The sequence below is a fragment of the Bacillus sp. 17RED48 genome (assembly GCF_019837545.1).
GTDB classification, from domain to species: domain Bacteria; phylum Bacillota; class Bacilli; order Bacillales; family Bacillaceae_G; genus Bacillus_A; species Bacillus_A wiedmannii.
Window position 1 is genome coordinate 92,594 of the sequence record NZ_JADAXG010000011.1, and the last position, 15,244, is coordinate 107,837.

Annotated in this window: 11 protein-coding genes and 1 pseudogene; 7 read left to right on the forward strand and 5 right to left on the reverse strand. The window is 32.5% G+C overall.

The genetic code is table 11. The features are described from left to right. The first annotated feature begins 612 nt into the window (after positions 1-612). The 3 genes from ILT06_RS28440 (at position 613) to scfB (ending at position 5,418) form a co-directional block, all read left to right on the forward strand. Positions 613-3,234 carry a putative mucin/carbohydrate-binding domain-containing protein gene (locus ILT06_RS28440; RefSeq protein ID WP_222655723.1) on the forward strand — a complete coding sequence of 874 codons (2,622 nt, stop codon included), beginning with the start codon at positions 613-615 and terminating at the stop codon, positions 3,232-3,234. A 551-nt stretch (positions 3,235-3,785) separates the two neighbouring features. Beyond that, positions 3,786-3,935, forward strand: a complete 150-nt coding sequence (scfA, locus tag ILT06_RS28445; protein ID WP_000821352.1) for a six-cysteine ranthipeptide SCIFF — start codon at positions 3,786-3,788, stop codon at positions 3,933-3,935. Positions 3,936-4,011: 76 nt separating this feature from the next. After that, complete coding sequence (gene scfB / locus ILT06_RS28450; RefSeq protein ID WP_098103489.1) at positions 4,012-5,418, forward strand: thioether cross-link-forming SCIFF peptide maturase; 1,407 nt, start codon at positions 4,012-4,014, stop codon at positions 5,416-5,418. Between the two features lie 144 nt (positions 5,419-5,562). Here the strand turns inward: scfB and ILT06_RS28455 are convergent, their stop codons facing one another. After that, positions 5,563-5,958: a DUF3221 domain-containing protein gene (locus ILT06_RS28455; RefSeq protein ID WP_000491774.1), complete on the reverse strand. Its 396-nt coding sequence runs from the start codon at positions 5,956-5,958 to the stop codon at positions 5,563-5,565. Between the two features lie 313 nt (positions 5,959-6,271). Between ILT06_RS28455 and ILT06_RS28460 the strand changes: the two genes are divergently transcribed. Continuing rightward, on the forward strand, positions 6,272-7,177 hold the full coding sequence (locus ILT06_RS28460; protein WP_098103705.1) for an Rpn family recombination-promoting nuclease/putative transposase: 906 nt from the start codon (positions 6,272-6,274) through the stop codon (positions 7,175-7,177). A 145-nt stretch (positions 7,178-7,322) separates the two neighbouring features. Here ILT06_RS28460 and ILT06_RS28465 read toward each other — a convergent pair whose 3' ends face one another. Beyond that, a complete protein-coding gene (locus tag ILT06_RS28465) occupies positions 7,323-8,297 on the reverse strand; it encodes an NAD(P)H-dependent flavin oxidoreductase (RefSeq protein ID WP_098103704.1) in 975 nt (324 codons plus the stop codon). 335 nt (positions 8,298-8,632) lie between these two features. Next, positions 8,633-8,863 (reverse strand): helix-turn-helix domain-containing protein, encoded by a 231-nt coding sequence (locus tag ILT06_RS28470; protein WP_000467334.1) that lies wholly within the window; start codon positions 8,861-8,863, stop codon positions 8,633-8,635. A 908-nt stretch (positions 8,864-9,771) separates the two neighbouring features. On the opposite strand from ILT06_RS28470, the pseudogene ILT06_RS28475 reads away from it, so the two are divergent. After that, positions 9,772-10,353, forward strand: a pseudogene (locus tag ILT06_RS28475) (RNA-guided endonuclease TnpB family protein); the annotation flags it as partial. Between the two features lie 471 nt (positions 10,354-10,824). Here the strand turns inward: ILT06_RS28475 and ILT06_RS28480 are convergent. Both ILT06_RS28480 and ILT06_RS28485 read right to left on the reverse strand, forming a co-directional pair. Then, positions 10,825-12,288 carry a sensor histidine kinase gene (locus ILT06_RS28480; RefSeq protein ID WP_222655734.1) on the reverse strand — a complete coding sequence of 488 codons (1,464 nt, stop codon included), beginning with the start codon at positions 12,286-12,288 and terminating at the stop codon, positions 10,825-10,827. 13 nt (positions 12,289-12,301) lie between these two features. Next, on the reverse strand, positions 12,302-12,967 hold the full coding sequence (locus ILT06_RS28485; RefSeq protein ID WP_098103653.1) for a response regulator transcription factor: 666 nt from the start codon (positions 12,965-12,967) through the stop codon (positions 12,302-12,304). 163 nt (positions 12,968-13,130) lie between these two features. Between ILT06_RS28485 and ILT06_RS28490 the strand changes: the two genes are divergently transcribed. Beyond that, complete coding sequence (locus ILT06_RS28490; RefSeq protein ID WP_000050954.1) at positions 13,131-13,307, forward strand: hypothetical protein; 177 nt, start codon at positions 13,131-13,133, stop codon at positions 13,305-13,307. Between the two features lie 595 nt (positions 13,308-13,902). Continuing rightward, entirely contained in the window at positions 13,903-15,096 is a 1,194-nt protein-coding gene (locus ILT06_RS28495) for a S1C family serine protease (RefSeq protein ID WP_098103654.1), read from the forward strand. Positions 15,097-15,244: the final 148 nt, after the last annotated feature.

Genomic DNA, 15,244 nt, shown 5'->3' on the forward strand with positions numbered 1-15,244 from the left:
ATCTACATGTTTGAATAAGTAGGATTCTTCTCTTTTGGGATGTACCTTTTCTTTTTATAAAAAATTCAATCAAAAAAACTTGAAAGTTTATGTTATACGTAAAAAAAGCGAGTCTATTTTCAAAATAGATTCGCTTTTTCATCTCCTAATAACTTAAAAACTTAAAAACTTAAACTTAAAATAGAAAAAATGAATGAAGTATTCGGATGATAGTAAATGCCTGAGTGATTTCAATGTATACATGACGAATCAGTTTGTATTTATTTCCTTGATAGAATTTTACATAATATTAATTTTTTGTGAATTATTAATCTGAAAATAATTTGATTTAAGGTATTATTCACACAAAACGAATACCTTTATGTAATTTATTTGATTTATAAGGTAGTTAGGAATACCAAATCAAAACATAAAAGCTCATTATTGATTGATACTTTATAAAGTTGTATTAATATGTGTCATAAAATAATATCAAAATATAATTATAAATAGAATAAGGGAGGACTATGTAAAAAAGTAATAAATACAAGGTCATGAACTGTTTTTGCACGTAAGTACATGCTAAAGAAACCAAAACTATTAAATTGATCAAGGAAATGAGAGGGAGATACTATGGGGAATAAATCAAAGTATAAAACCAAAAGAATACTAGTAGCTACTGCAACATTAACTATAATTGCTTCTGGAATGGCTTCTTCATCAGATGTCTTTGCAGAGGAAACGCAGCAGCAAAAAAATTTATCGACATCACTGCAAAGTGAAAAATCAGTTAAATCAGAAAATAGAACATTTACAGTCCCAGGAAAAGGGGATGTTGAGGTACTGAAACAACAGGAAAGAAAAAGTATGGCATTTAGTCCATATGAACCAACTGGTTTATATGCAAAGCCAAATGAACAAATAACGATTAATGTGGAAGGTAATCAAGATATTCAGGTATATATTGGGACGTATTCGTATGATGCTTCTTGGAGAGAAGATTCTAAGATAAAATCATTCACATTAAAACCTGGTATAAACACAATCCAATCTCCAAATGGGGGGATGATTTATTTTTATAATAAACAACAAGGTGGTACCATTCGAACAACAATCACAACAGGTGGAACGACTACACCTTTCTTTGAATTAGGAAAGCATACGAAACAAGATTTAATAAACATGCTGGACCAATATCCTAATGCACATGCAGTGGAGTTAAAAGGAGAACGTGTATTAATTACGGCCAGCCCTGCACGTGTTAAGAAATATTTGTTGGGTTCTAATACAGATCCTGTACAACTATTGAAAAAGATGGATGAAGCTACTCGAATTCAAGACAAAGTAGCTGGATTATCCGAAGAACAAGTAGATAAACATTATGTTCATTACGTAGAAGAAAATCATTCTCCTGATTATTATATGTATGCAACTTCTTATCGAACTGCATATGTAGGAGATGCAATTCAATATGTATTAGATATTAATAAATTTGTAAAAGATGGATGGGGTCCTTGGCATGAGGCAGGACATTTGAGACAACAATCACCCTGGAAGTTTTATAATATGACAGAAGTACAAAATAATATATACAGCCTTTCTGTAGAAAAAGCATTTAACCAACCATCCAACTTAGAGAAAAGTGGAATTTATCCAAAAGCATTTCAATATCTAGAACAAGTGAATAAAAATTATGATGAAATTAGCGATGTTTTTGTAAAGCTTGTTATGCTTTGGCAACTACAGTTAGCGTATGGAGAGGATTTCTATCCTAAATTGCATCAATTGTATAGAGACATGCCTTCAAATGAACTTCCACAAACTGATGAAAATAAAAAACAATTATTTATGATTTCAACATCAAAAGTAGCCAAACAAAATTTGATTCCTTTCTTTGAGAAGTGGGGATTACGTCCAAATAACGATACCATTCAAAAAGTAGCTGCATTAGGGTATCCAATTTTAACAGCAGAGATTTGGAAGGGGACGGATTCTAATCCTATTAAACCAGATATGCCTAATGTAAATAATATTTTAGAAGGAAACCAGTTTGCATGGTCGCTGAAAGGGATTGGAGATTTTGAATTCGCAAAAGTAAATTTAAATAAATCAACAGAAGAAATGCAAATTGATCTAAAAGCAGGTGTACCACATAACTACTTTGATAGTACATATGCAAGTATTAAAGTGCAAAACACATCAGGTAAAGTGGTCTATAACAAAGAGATTTATGGAAACAAACAACAAAATGCTGAATCGCAAAAAGTTTCGGTCAAGGTAGGAGACTATATAGAGTTAACACATCTAGAAGGTGTGCATAGAGCTACTCTCACAAATGTAGATAATAGTAAACAAGAGAGCTTTGGAAAAAAAGCCATATACGAAGTTACAAAAGAAGGTCTAAAGAAAGTAGAAAAAATGCCAGAAGCAACAATTTTAGATGGAAATCAATTTGCATGGTCATTAAAAGGATATAGTGATAGAGAAATTGCAAAAGTAAATTATGATAAAACAGTAGAAGAGATGAAGGTAAAACTAGAAGCAGGTGTACCCCATTCCTACTTTACTAGTACGTATGCGAGTATTAAGGTCCAGAATGCTTCTGGCAACGTTCTGTACAATAAGGAAATCGTGGGAAATAAACAACAAAATGCTGAAAGCCAAACTGTGCCCGTTAAAATAGGTGATTACATTGAACTTACTCATATAGAAGGGGAAGCAACAAAGGAAAAGACGCGAGCGACTTTAATTAACCTTGAAAATAACAAAAATGAAACCATTGGAAAGACAGCAAGATATCAAGTTACAAAAGAAGGCCTGAAGAAAGTAGAAAAAATGCCAGAAACAACAGTTTTAGATGGAAATCAATTTAACTGGTCATTAAAGGGATATAATGATCGAGAAATCGCAAAAGTAGAGTATAACAAAGCAACAGAAAAAATGCAGATTAAAATAGAAACGGGTATACCTCATTCCTATTTTACTAGTACGTATGCAAGCATTAAAGTTCAAAATTCATCGGGCAATATTTTGTACAATAAAGAAATTGTAGGAAATAGACAACAAGCTGCTGAAAGCCAAACCGTTCCCGTCAAAGTAGGAGATTATATTGAGTTTACTCATATAGAGGGAGAAGCACAAAAGGAAAAGACACGTGCCACACTTACTAATCTTGAGAATAGTAAACAGGAATTTGTGGGTAATAAAAAAACATATCAAGTTACTCCTACGGGATTATTAATAAAAAAGCGTTAATTATTGATAGTGATGTATGATGAATTCTATCGGCCCATTAACTATTATATATACTTGGAAAATTAACTTATAACCAATGTTCCAAGGATTGACACATCTATTCTTGTTTAATCATGTTATACTTTTCACAAGTGAAATACTACAATATCAAATCCTAGTTTTATGACATCCTTCTGTTGCCACAGTCTATAAAAGGTCAATTCCAATGGGATTGACCTTTTATAGACTGTGGCAACAAGTTATAAATGTCCATATTTTTTATAGGATAAATACTTTAATTTCACGTACCGTATTTATGTATAAATAATTACAGTAAACAGTAGTCTATATGTAGCTTTTATGGTATGGAACTGTTAAATAGATAATATTTGGCCTTCTCGTGATATTTCAAATTAAGGTTAAAAGAAAGGAAAATAAAAGTAGCTTGTTAATATATCAAGATATTAGTGATAATTGGTGGGAAATTGAAGAACTACGGTATATGTTTGTGATTCATTTCACAAACATATACCGTAGTTCTTCAAAATTATTTCAAAAGGAGGTTATGGGGAATGAAAAGAATTATAACACTGAGCACTTGTAAACTGCAAGATACTATAAAACATGGTGGATGTGGTGCATGTCAGACATCTTGTCAATCCGCTTGTAAAACTTCATGTGGAGTTGCAAATCAAAAGTGTGAAAATACAATAAATAGATAGGAAACAAGTAGTATTGTACGCAGTTATATTTTATATGGGCGGCAATCTTTATGAAAAAGGAGTTTGATTATCCAGTATGATTCATCAATATAAATTAAATGGATACAATATCGTATTAGATACTTATAGCGGTTCGGTACATGCTGTTGACGATCTTGCTTATGAAATAATTATGCTATATGAGAATACTCCTATGGTAGAAATCCTGTCAATGATGCAGGAAAAGTATAAATATGATTTCCACGTTTCCGAGAAGGAAATTCGAGAAACAATTGCAGATATTGAAGAACTAAAAAGAGATGGGAAGCTTTTTACCGATGATGATTATAAGGACCTTTCAATTGATTTGATAAATCGTCCCACTTATGTGAAGGCTCTTTGCCTTAATGTTGCGCATACATGTAATCTGTCGTGTGAATACTGCTTTGCTAGCCAAGGAAAATACAATGGAAATAGGGCCATCATGAGTTATGAAGTTGGAAAAAGAGCCATCGATTTTTTATTAGAAAACTCAGGTAATCATCGAAATCTCGATGTTGATTTTTTTGGTGGGGAGCCACTCATGGCGTGGAAGACTGTCAAACAGATTGTCGCCTATGCAAGAAATAAAGAAAAAGAGTACAAAAAAACTTTTCGTTTTACCTTTACTACAAATGGTATGCTGCTTAATGATGAAATTACTGACTTCTTGAATCAGGAAATGCACAATGTTGTATTAAGCCTTGATGGAAGAAAAAAAGTTCATGATTATCTACGTAAAACTGTCAATGGGAAGGGTAGCTACAATCATATTGTTCCAAAGTTTCAGGAATTTGTTGAGAAGCGTGGAGATAAAGAATATTATGTACGTGGAACCTATACCCAAAATAATGTCGATTTTACCAATGATATTTATCACATCGCTGATCTAGGTTTTAATAAGATATCAATGGAACCAGTTATCTGTAATCCAAGAGAACCATATGCGCTCGGTGAAGAAGATCTTTTGGAAATTTACAATCAATATGAAATTCTCTCGAAGGAAATGCTAAACCGTGAGGAAAAAGGAAGCGGTTTTACTTTCTATCATTACATGCTTGACCTTTCAGAAGGTCCATGCGTTCAAAAAAGAATTTCTGGTTGTGGTTCTGGGACTGAATACCTTGCTATTACCCCATGGGGGGAGATATTTCCTTGTCATCAGTTTGTTGGGGAAGAAGAATATAGTATGGGGAATATCTGGGATGGCATTACAAAAACAGAGATACAGTCTCAATTTAAGAAGAGTAATTGCTATTCAAAAACGGAATGTCAGGAATGTTGGGCACAGCTTTACTGTAGCGGCGGTTGCCCAGCTAATACAATACATGCAACGGGTTCCCTTAAGGGAACACATGAGTTCAGCTGTAAAATCTTCCGCAAGAGAATAGAATGTTCTATGATGGTTAAAGTAGCTCAATCCATTAGAGCTATGAAGAAGGAAGAACAAGGCATGGTTCAGTAAATAAAAAAGTGCACAAGTGTTGTTATAGCATAAATTTATAAAGATAGTTACAAACAAGAATTCTTTAGTCCAATTTAGAATAAATGAGTTTAAAAGAAGATAGCCATTTGTAATGGCTATCTTCTTTTGTAAAAAATATATAATTTATTCAATTATTTTTTCGATAACAGGCATAACAGCGATTGGTGGAATAGAGTGAGTCCATCCTACGGAAAATATATTTAGTTTTTCACCTACGCTATAGTTATCCTTGCTAGTAATAGGAACACGTAAAATTTTATTCTGAGAAGCTAATTCCCACCAATTATTTTGATAAGAAAGTGCCTCCTCTTTTGTATTAGTGTCAGCTACAACTAAATAATTATCATCTGCTGAAATAACATATCCAGTAAAAGGTATTTGTATTCTTACTTGTTCTTCCTTAATAGGAGTAGGATTACTTATAGAATCTGCGGAAGTAGGAGTTAATCCGAAAACTAATCCACATCCTAGCGTCAGAGTGGTAACCACTGTTACTAATTTTTGTTTTTTTGAAAACATAATATAAATCCCCCTTATATTTTATCCGTACACCATCACCTTTCTATTTTTTATATAGAAAGCCTTTTTATATCCCTAAATTTAACAATTATGTCACAAATAATCCATTGTTTTTTCAAATGGGTATTATTTAAAGATAATATATGTTATAATTCACCAAATTAACTATTAATTTTACCTCTATCTTCTAGTGAATATATATTTTTGAAAAGAATGATAGCGCTATCTTTTGTAAATGTTCCTATTTGCATGATTACCTAATTTTTATGTACAATAAAGAAAAGAGAGTTTCTTAGACAGGAAGAGGAAAGTCATGACCAAGTCATTAGTAAATTTACGAATTGATTTTGCTTTTAAGCAATTATTTGGGACAAGTGGTAGTGAGGATATTCTTATCACATTTTTAAATGCCATGCTAAAGAATTCATTAGAATCACCTATTATGTCACTACAATTAGAGGATCCACATTTACATCGAGAACACGAGGATGATAAATTATCAATTTTAGATGTCTCAGCCACATTAGACACAGGTACTAAAGTAAACGTAGAAATTCAGCTGAATAATAATCACGACATGATTAAACGAAGTTTGTATTACTGGGGTAAATTATATACTTCACAGTTACAAAAAGGGATGCCTTACAGCTCTCTTAGTAAAACAATTACTATTAATTTGTTAAACTTCGTACTTTTTCCCGAATATGAGGAATTTCATACAACGGGAAAGCTATGGAATGTACAACAGCAAAAGCAGTTTAGTGATGATATAGAGATTCATGTTATAGAGCTTCCTAAACTAATGGAACAATGGCGGGAAGAGAAAGTTAATCCGTGGGAAGATTCATTTGTTCGTTGGCTGTTATTACTTCCGGCAAATGAAGATGAACACTTAACTCAAACATTGGAGGACATTGCGATGAATCAAGATCCGATTTTACAAAAAGCAATGAATAAGTGGGAGCGAATGAGTCAAGATTCGACATTCCGACAAGCCTATGAAGCGAGGGAAAAAAACCTAATGGATGAAGCTGCAAAGTTTGCTCACGCAGAGGAGCAAGGAATCAAAAAAGGTATTGAAAAGGGTATTGAAGAAGGCAAAAAAGCCGAACGTATACAATTGGTATGTGGTATGTATAAAAACGGAATGTCTGTAGAGGATATTGCGAAATTTACGAAGTTACCTATAGAAGAAATAAGAGAAATTATCCAATTATAAATAAAAAAGAACACCTACAGCATTTGTAGGTGTTCTTTTTTATGACCAATAATGTCCGGAGTATAATTATTAGTTGATGTATCGTCAGGAAAATAAGAATTTACAACATTAAATATTTTTTTAAGAACTATACATGGATTCTACCTTAAATACATGCTCTATATTCCATCATAATATTGTTAATAATTGTTTGGACGGGCAAAATCTCTTTGACTTCATTTACTCGTGCACCTGCGAAAACAAGACCATTTTCACAATCACCATCCATAGAGGTTATCAAAGAATCTAGCGTGCAGAAACGATAAGAACAGTTTTTTAAGCAATTTATACACTTTTTTATTTTTATCTTTTTATTATTATCAGCTATTAATTTAGTAAAGTTATTTTTAACCGCACGACCTTGGAGACCGACAGTTGTTTTGACTAATATAGTATCTTCTAATCGAGCATTTATATATTTTTCCTTAAAGGATAGTGGTGCGTCACACTCATTACTTGCAACGAATCTTGTACCCATTTGCACACCAGATGCACCCATTTTTAAGGCATGCGCAATATCTTTTCCAGTCATAATTCCTCCAGCAGCAATTACGGGAATTTCGACTGCTGCAACTACTTCCGGTAATATATCGAATAAAGGTCGATCGGTACCCAGATGTCCTCCTGCTTCATGACCCTCTACTACAACAGCGGCCGCACCCAAGCGTTCAGATAATCTAGCGAGTTTGGCTGAGGATACTATTGAAATAACTGGTATGTCGGCATTTTTTCCCCAAGTATACATATCTCGTGAAATGCCAGCACCAGATATGATGAAATCAACTTTTTCCTCAATGGCTGCTTTCATTTTTTCAGCAAAATCATTCATAGCAAAAAGGACATTTACTCCAATATAACCAGTATTCCGGATCTTTTCTTTTGCCTTCCTAATATGCATTCTCATTTCATCTATGGAAATACCAGTTCCTGATATAATCCCAATTCCTCCAGCATTTGCAACTGCAGATGCAAGTTTACTTAATGAAATGCCTACGCCCATTCCTCCCTGCATAATTGGGACCTTTGGCATCATATGACCGATTTTTAATTGTGGAAAGTTCAAGTAAATACCCCATTTCATTAATGTTATTAGAGTAGATCTGTTAAACTCTCTCAGTTTAACACAGTGCTTGGAACAAACACTAGGAAATTAATACCTACTACTAGTAGTTTGTGATGTTTTTTGCTGATTTTCACAAAATGTTCGAATAGTGCGCTATAAACTTTAGAATAATATCAAATGTATATTTAGGCTTCTGGATAAAAAAACAATGAAATTTATATCTTTTTTAATAAAAGGAATTTTTGTATTATAAGTGTTAAATAATCAATAGTTATAAAGGGAAAAATCTATGTTTTTAGTAATCTACACGATTGGATTAGAGACAATTAGATGTGCATTACACTTTAGAGGTATTAAATATCAATATTCCAAAAATCTTGATAATCAATATGCTTATCAAATTTTTTTAGTATTCTAATGATTTTAGTTGCAGATGTTAAAGTGGGAATACGATCCTTTTTATTTGCTAAATCACTTATCAGAGATTTACTTAATCCAGTTCTTTGTACAAGCCATTGTTGTTTGATTCCTCTGTGATCTAAATACTCCCCAAATGGAGTTCTTTTTTTTCCTAGACCAAACATAAAGAATCCCTCCTAATTAAAAATAGCGTATAAATAGCTTGTACAAAATTCCATAAATTTAAACTTTTGTCCATAAATATGGAATTATAATTTAGAACAAAGCATAGAATAATATAAATAAAATGAAAAAATATGGAATAATTTTGAGGAATCTAGCATTCATAGTAATAGCTACAAGTTGCTGATACACTATCCTAATGGCAACTTGTTGCAAAGGGTATTACTAAAATAAAAAAATCTGAAACTCCTTACGTCAGAAGGATCTTCAGATTTTTTCTTTTTTAGATTTTTAATTTATAGATACGTATTTTATAGATTATTATGCATAATATGGCGAATGAGTAGAATGGATCATCTGCTTATATAGTTTGATTGACCTTGTCACTAAGCATATAAATCTGTTTTAGACATGATGAAAGGAAATACTAACAAAAAATGTGAAATCCGAAATCAGTCATATCTGGTCCAGTATACTCATCACTTTCTACCCAGCTGTTAAGTTATCAGTTTGTAGTGAAAAAAGTACAGTCGGCCAGTTTGTGTAACAAAAAATATTTCTATTCCGTCTACAAATGGTTCATTAATATACAATTCAGGGATCATACTTATATTACAACCACTATGAATACTTTTTTGTTTCATAAATTCTCTTCCGTTAATACACTGGCAAGTGTATTATTTTTGATCTTTATGTGTCAAATGCATAATGTTTTTATCTGAATTTTCTTCATGCATTTGTATAAGAACCAGATCATTATAACAGTTCTCACAATAGTAATCAGTTTCCTCATAGGGTAAAAATGTAAAAGGGTGAGTGCCCTTTTTTCTATTACAGCAATTACAAATCACAATAATTCCCATCATATAGGCCCCTTTATAAAATATAATGTTTTATTTATCATTTTAGCCAAGATTTCGCTATTTTGTCAGATGGAACACACTATGAAAATCCGAAATTTTTCCGATCATTAGAAGATAAGTTGGCGAAAGCACAGCGTGTTCTTTCTAGAAGAATGAAAGAATCTTCTCGCTGGAATAAACAACGAGTAAAGGTAGCTAGAATTCATGAATACATATCAAATACTAGAAAAAATTACTTGGACAAAATTTCAACTGAAATCATCAAAAACCACGATGTTATCGGTATAGAGGATTTGCAAGTATCGAATATGTTAAAGAATCATAAGTTAGCAAAAGCAATTAGTGAGGTATCTTGGTTGCAATTTCGATCCATGTTAGAATACAAAGCAAAATGGTATGGCAAACAAGTCATTGTCGTATCGAAAACATTTGCTTCCAGCCAATTATGTTCTTGTTGTGGATATCAAAATAAAGACGTTAAAAATCTAAACCTACATGAATGGGACTGTTCTTCTTATCGTACACACCATGATAGGGATATTAACGCAAGTATCAATCTAAAGAATGAAGCGATAAGGCTTCTAACCGCAAGGACTGCGGGGGTAGCCTTATCAATTAGAGTTCGATAGAACTCTTTACTTAGGAACCCCTCACTTCTAAACGAAGTGAAAGTGGGGGGAGTTCAAAGAATTGATTAACTGGCTCATTCCCTTACCCCTTTACTTATAAGCTTTCTTCAAGTGATTTATAAGTGAATCGAATTGCGACCTTATTCTAACGGAAAAATAATTCTTATAATAAAGAATACACTATTTATTCTGTTTTTTTAACATCAACTTCCTAAAGAATAAAAACATTTCTATATTAACAGAAATGTTTTTATACAAATAAATTGTGTATTAAATGCATATTAGTTACTTTTTCACTGATATGACTAGGCTTGTAGGATTCATATTATTTTTTAAAGAATTTTAATGTAATTTAAACAACTTTAATATCTCTGTACCCCATATTATGTTTGGGTTGCCATACCCAACATAATATGAAAAATCTCAATCTCATTTTTATAGGATGAAATGAGATTGAGACTCTTTTGTTGTTTATTTGCTGGATAATGGAATGGTAACTAAAAATTCTACGCCTTGTTTAGTATTATTTATAGAATATGTGATAAAAAGGGATTCAAAAATTTGTTTTACAATATATAACCCTAAGCCACTCCCTCCCGTATTTCGATTTCTTGACTTTTCGATTCGATAAAATGGTTTGAAAATATGTTGTATATCTTCTTCTTTTATTTTGACACCTGTATTGATAACTCGCATTTGGATGTTGTTTTGTTTAGAATCCTTTGTTAACTTTATATAGACTTTGTCGTTATACGGTGAATACATAATCGCATTATGAATGATGTTTTTACAAGCTTTTTCTAAAAGAACATAATCCGTATAAACAAAAATGTCAGAATCGACTTCTTTTATTATTTGAATGCCTTTTTGAGAAGCAAAAAATTCGAGGTTTTTTGTGATTGTATCTATTGATTTCGAAAGATTTACTTCTTCCACTTGAAGTTTAAAGGTATGTTGTTCTAATTTTGACATGCTTAAAATTTCACGAACCAGTTGTTCCAGACTTTCAATTATTTGATAATTTTTCTTTAAATATTGGTCACGATTTTGATAAGGGCCGATATTATATATCATCCCTTCTAAGTATCCTTTCATAACAGTAAGAGGGGTTTTTAATTCATGTGCTACAATAGCAAAGAATTCCCTTCGCTTTGTTTCTATTTCTCTTTCTTTTTCAATATCACTTTTTAATTGCTGATTCGCTTTTTGTAAATCAAAAATTGCCTGTTGTAAATTTATGGACATATCATTCAAGCTATTGGACAATTCCCCTAATTCATCCATAGAACGAACCTCAATTTTTTCGGAGAAATCCAAGTTTGCCATCTTTTGTGCACCTTTATTAATATAAATAAGTGGTTTAGTAATAAACCTTGAATAGAGATAAGCACTTCCTAAACCAATAACCAGTACAATGATACTAATATAGGGTAGAAAACGTACCAAGACCTGTGAAGCTTCATCGATTGGTTGAAATGTTGCGAACACCACAAGCGTTAAGTTAACATCTTGGAATTGTATTGGCTTGGTAGCTTCATATGAATTACGAGATTGAGCCAAACCCTTTATTGGTACTGTAGTAACAAAACCTTTTGCTGGAGTACTCCCCTGAACAGTACCCCTCCGAACGGTACCCTCTTGAATAGTACTTTGAAGAAAAGGAGAATAAATAAGCCTTCCCTCATTATCTTGAAGATATATCATTGCATTATTTTTTTGTGCGTATTCATCAACAAGTGGTGTTGCATTTTGAAGCGTAAGATCTTTAGATTTATCAATTATTTCTTCGATTCCCGTTTGAAGCTGATCTGTTTTGTATTTCTCATAAAATTTAGGGAGAAAGAAGTATAAAGTTACATAAATTAAGGTTGCAAAGGCTAACAAAATGAGGGATGTAGTCATAAAGAGTTTATAGGTAATTCTCTTCATCTTCATGATTTTTACAATCTTATTCATCGATTTTATAACCAATGCCCTTTACTGTTTTAATATAGGGTATATCTAATTTTTTTCGTATGTTTTTCATATGCGTATCAATCATTCGTGTGTCTCCGGCATACTCATATCCCCAAATTTTTTCTACGATATTTTCTCTTGTGAGTACCTTTTTTTCATTTTGAAGTAGTAGTTGCAAAATTTCAAATTCTTTTGTCGTTAGGGGAACTTCAACTTTATTTACATATACTTTATATGCATCGCCATCGACATGTAGTTTTCTAAATACAAAATGATTATCCGTACTTTGATTATTACTTCTTCTCAGTACTGCTTCGACTCGTCTCATCAAAACATGAAAAGAAAAAGGTTTCGTAATATAATCATCGATTCCAAGATCAAATCCTTTCATTTGATCTTGTTCTTCTTCTAGCGCAGTTAGCATAATAATTGGTATATTTGACTGACTTCGAATCATTTTGGCAACTTCAAATCCATTCAGGTTTGGCATCATCACATCTAGAAGAATTAAATCGAAGGACTGCTTATTAAACTGTTTCATGCCCTCTAATCCATCTGATGCAACTATAACTTTATACTGTTGTGTCATTAAAAATTGTTTGATTAATTCTTGTATTTCTTGATCATCCTCTACCACCAGAATGTGATAGTTCTTCATAATATCACCTCTTGTAGTCATTATAACCTTCCAATTTGGAGTTGATGTGGAGACGTATTAGAAACACTATAAAAACTTCACAAGAAAACTACATGTATTTCAAATTAGCTCCAGATGCATGAGATAGGTTATATACATAACAAGACAGAGGGAGGTAATTAAGATGTCACTAGAAGCAAACATCATTCTTTCTTTATTAGATGTACAACTGTGGATAGCCCTTCATTCGAATAATAGACGCATAAAAGAGAAAAAACAAAAATTGAAACCAGCACCGTGCTTAAACAAATACACAAGTGTAAATAAAAGAAAGCTATATAAGTCTAGTGAACAAAAATAGGGAGGATCAAATTGATTCTCTCTATTTTTGTATTCCATAATTAGGTACTGAAAATCTTTACTATAACTCTAGATTAACTCCATATAGAGTACAGATTAAGTTTGTATGATACATGTACCAAATAGAAAGGAATGATACATGATGTTGAAGACTTACACAATCTATCAAATTTTATCCCTTCCTTCTTATTTACACACAAACCTATTACCATCCATTCTCACGAGAATGCTAGAATCTAAGTTTATAACAAAAGAATAAATAGGCTAATGGATGTTTATTGTCCCTTGTTTCCACTTTTTGCAAAACACCTGTATAAACACGTATCCTACTTTGTACATTGAATACTCTATTTGTTGAGAGCCGAATAGGCTCTTTTTTTAGAGACAAGCTCGAAGTGGGTTTGAATATAGTCATACATATATTCATAGGAAATTTCAAATATAATGTTACCCTTACGAAAAAACAGTTGATTTATGTTTAAACCATGCCTAAAGGTAAAATGTTTTTGAAATGGTGATTCTTAAATATTACATTCATACATCGTATTTCGAATATTAAGATAAAAACATTCAATTGTAAATTAAAGGAGAAAGGGATGTTCACAATGGGACACTATGATACAAATCAAACAGAAAGCAATAGGAATAAAGTCTATAAAAAAACAGGGTATTTTTTCACAGGAATAATTGGTGCAGTGATTGGTGCAATTACCATTGGATTGACCACTCCTTATATAAATGAAATCAAAGGAAGTGCAGGTCAATCTCCTAAGCATAACGAAGTAAATCAGGCTACGCCGATCTCTTACAAACCAGAAGATGTGAGCAATCCTCAAAATATGATTGAATCTGCAAAAGAAGTTGTCGTAGGTGTCATTAACTATAAACAAAATGCAGATTCATTTAATGCGCAAGTTCAATCAGAAGAAGCTGGTTCGGGATCAGGGGTCATATATAAAAAAAACGGCAATAAGGCTTTCATTGTTACAAATAATCATGTGATAGATGGTGCGAATAAAGTAGAAGTGAAATTGAATAATGGTAAAAAAGTTCCCGCTAAAGTAGTAGGGACAGATCCATTATTAGATTTAGCAGTATTAGAAATTGATGGGGCAGATGTAAAAAGAGTCGCAACACTTGGAGACTCAGAAAAAATTCGTACAGGGGAAACGGTAATAGCTATTGGGAATCCATTGGGGTTAGAAGGTAGTGTAACAAAGGGGATTATTAGTAGTAAGGAACGAGAAATACCTGTTAGTACTCTTGGAGATCAACAAGTTGATTGGCAAGCACAGGTAATTCAAACAGATGCAGCTATTAATCCTGGGAATAGTGGAGGAGCTTTGTTTAATGAACAGGGTGAAGTCATTGGAATTAATTCGAGTAAAATTGCACAACAAGCTGTTGAAGGAATTGGATTTGCAATTCCGATTCATATAGCCAAAACGATCCTAGAGTCTCTTGAGAAAGATGGAACAGTTAAACGTCCGATGATGGGTGTACAGTTATTAGATGTGGAGAAAATGACAGATTCTGCACGCAATCAATTAAAATTACCAAAAGAGATATCAAATGGTGCAGTATTGCGGAATATCTCATACCAATCACCAGCAGAAAAAGGTGGATTGCAACAATATGATGTTGTGATTGCATTAGATGGACAAAAAATAGAAAATGTCGTTCAATTCCGAAAATATTTATATGAAAAGAAAAAGTTGGGGGATACAATTAAAGTAACAGTTTATCGAAATGGTGAAAAACTAATAAAAAACGTGAAATTAGCAGATTAAACAAGTGCCGCGTGAACTACCCGCCACTTAACGTCCTAACGGACTGTTTGAAGTGGGGGCTTCTCGGTTAGTCGTTACTTTTTGGTAGCTAACGAATTCGTCCTAAGACAGCCGAGCTAACTCCCTTGTTCCAAGGGTTATTTTATTG

Excerpts from the sequence above, each read along its gene's own strand:
- ILT06_RS28485 (WP_098103653.1), bottom strand. The coding sequence starts at position 12,967 with ATGAAGAACTATCACATTCTGGTGGTAGAGGATGATCAAGAAATACAA.
- scfA (WP_000821352.1), top strand. The coding sequence starts at position 3,786 with ATGAAAAGAATTATAACACTGAGCACTTGTAAACTGCAAGATACTATA.
- ILT06_RS28470 (WP_000467334.1), bottom strand. The coding sequence starts at position 8,863 with ATGTTTGGTCTAGGAAAAAAAAGAACTCCATTTGGGGAGTATTTAGAT.
- ILT06_RS28455 (WP_000491774.1), bottom strand. The coding sequence starts at position 5,958 with ATGTTTTCAAAAAAACAAAAATTAGTAACAGTGGTTACCACTCTGACG.
- scfB (WP_098103489.1), top strand. The coding sequence starts at position 4,012 with ATGATTCATCAATATAAATTAAATGGATACAATATCGTATTAGATACT.
- ILT06_RS28465 (WP_098103704.1), bottom strand. The coding sequence starts at position 8,297 with ATGAAATGGGGTATTTACTTGAACTTTCCACAATTAAAAATCGGTCAT.
- ILT06_RS28480 (WP_222655734.1), bottom strand. The coding sequence starts at position 12,288 with ATGAAGATGAAGAGAATTACCTATAAACTCTTTATGACTACATCCCTC.
- ILT06_RS28490 (WP_000050954.1), top strand. The coding sequence starts at position 13,131 with ATGTCACTAGAAGCAAACATCATTCTTTCTTTATTAGATGTACAACTG.
- ILT06_RS28460 (WP_098103705.1), top strand. The coding sequence starts at position 6,272 with ATGACCAAGTCATTAGTAAATTTACGAATTGATTTTGCTTTTAAGCAA.
- ILT06_RS28440 (WP_222655723.1), top strand. The coding sequence starts at position 613 with ATGGGGAATAAATCAAAGTATAAAACCAAAAGAATACTAGTAGCTACT.
- ILT06_RS28495 (WP_098103654.1), top strand. The coding sequence starts at position 13,903 with ATGTTCACAATGGGACACTATGATACAAATCAAACAGAAAGCAATAGG.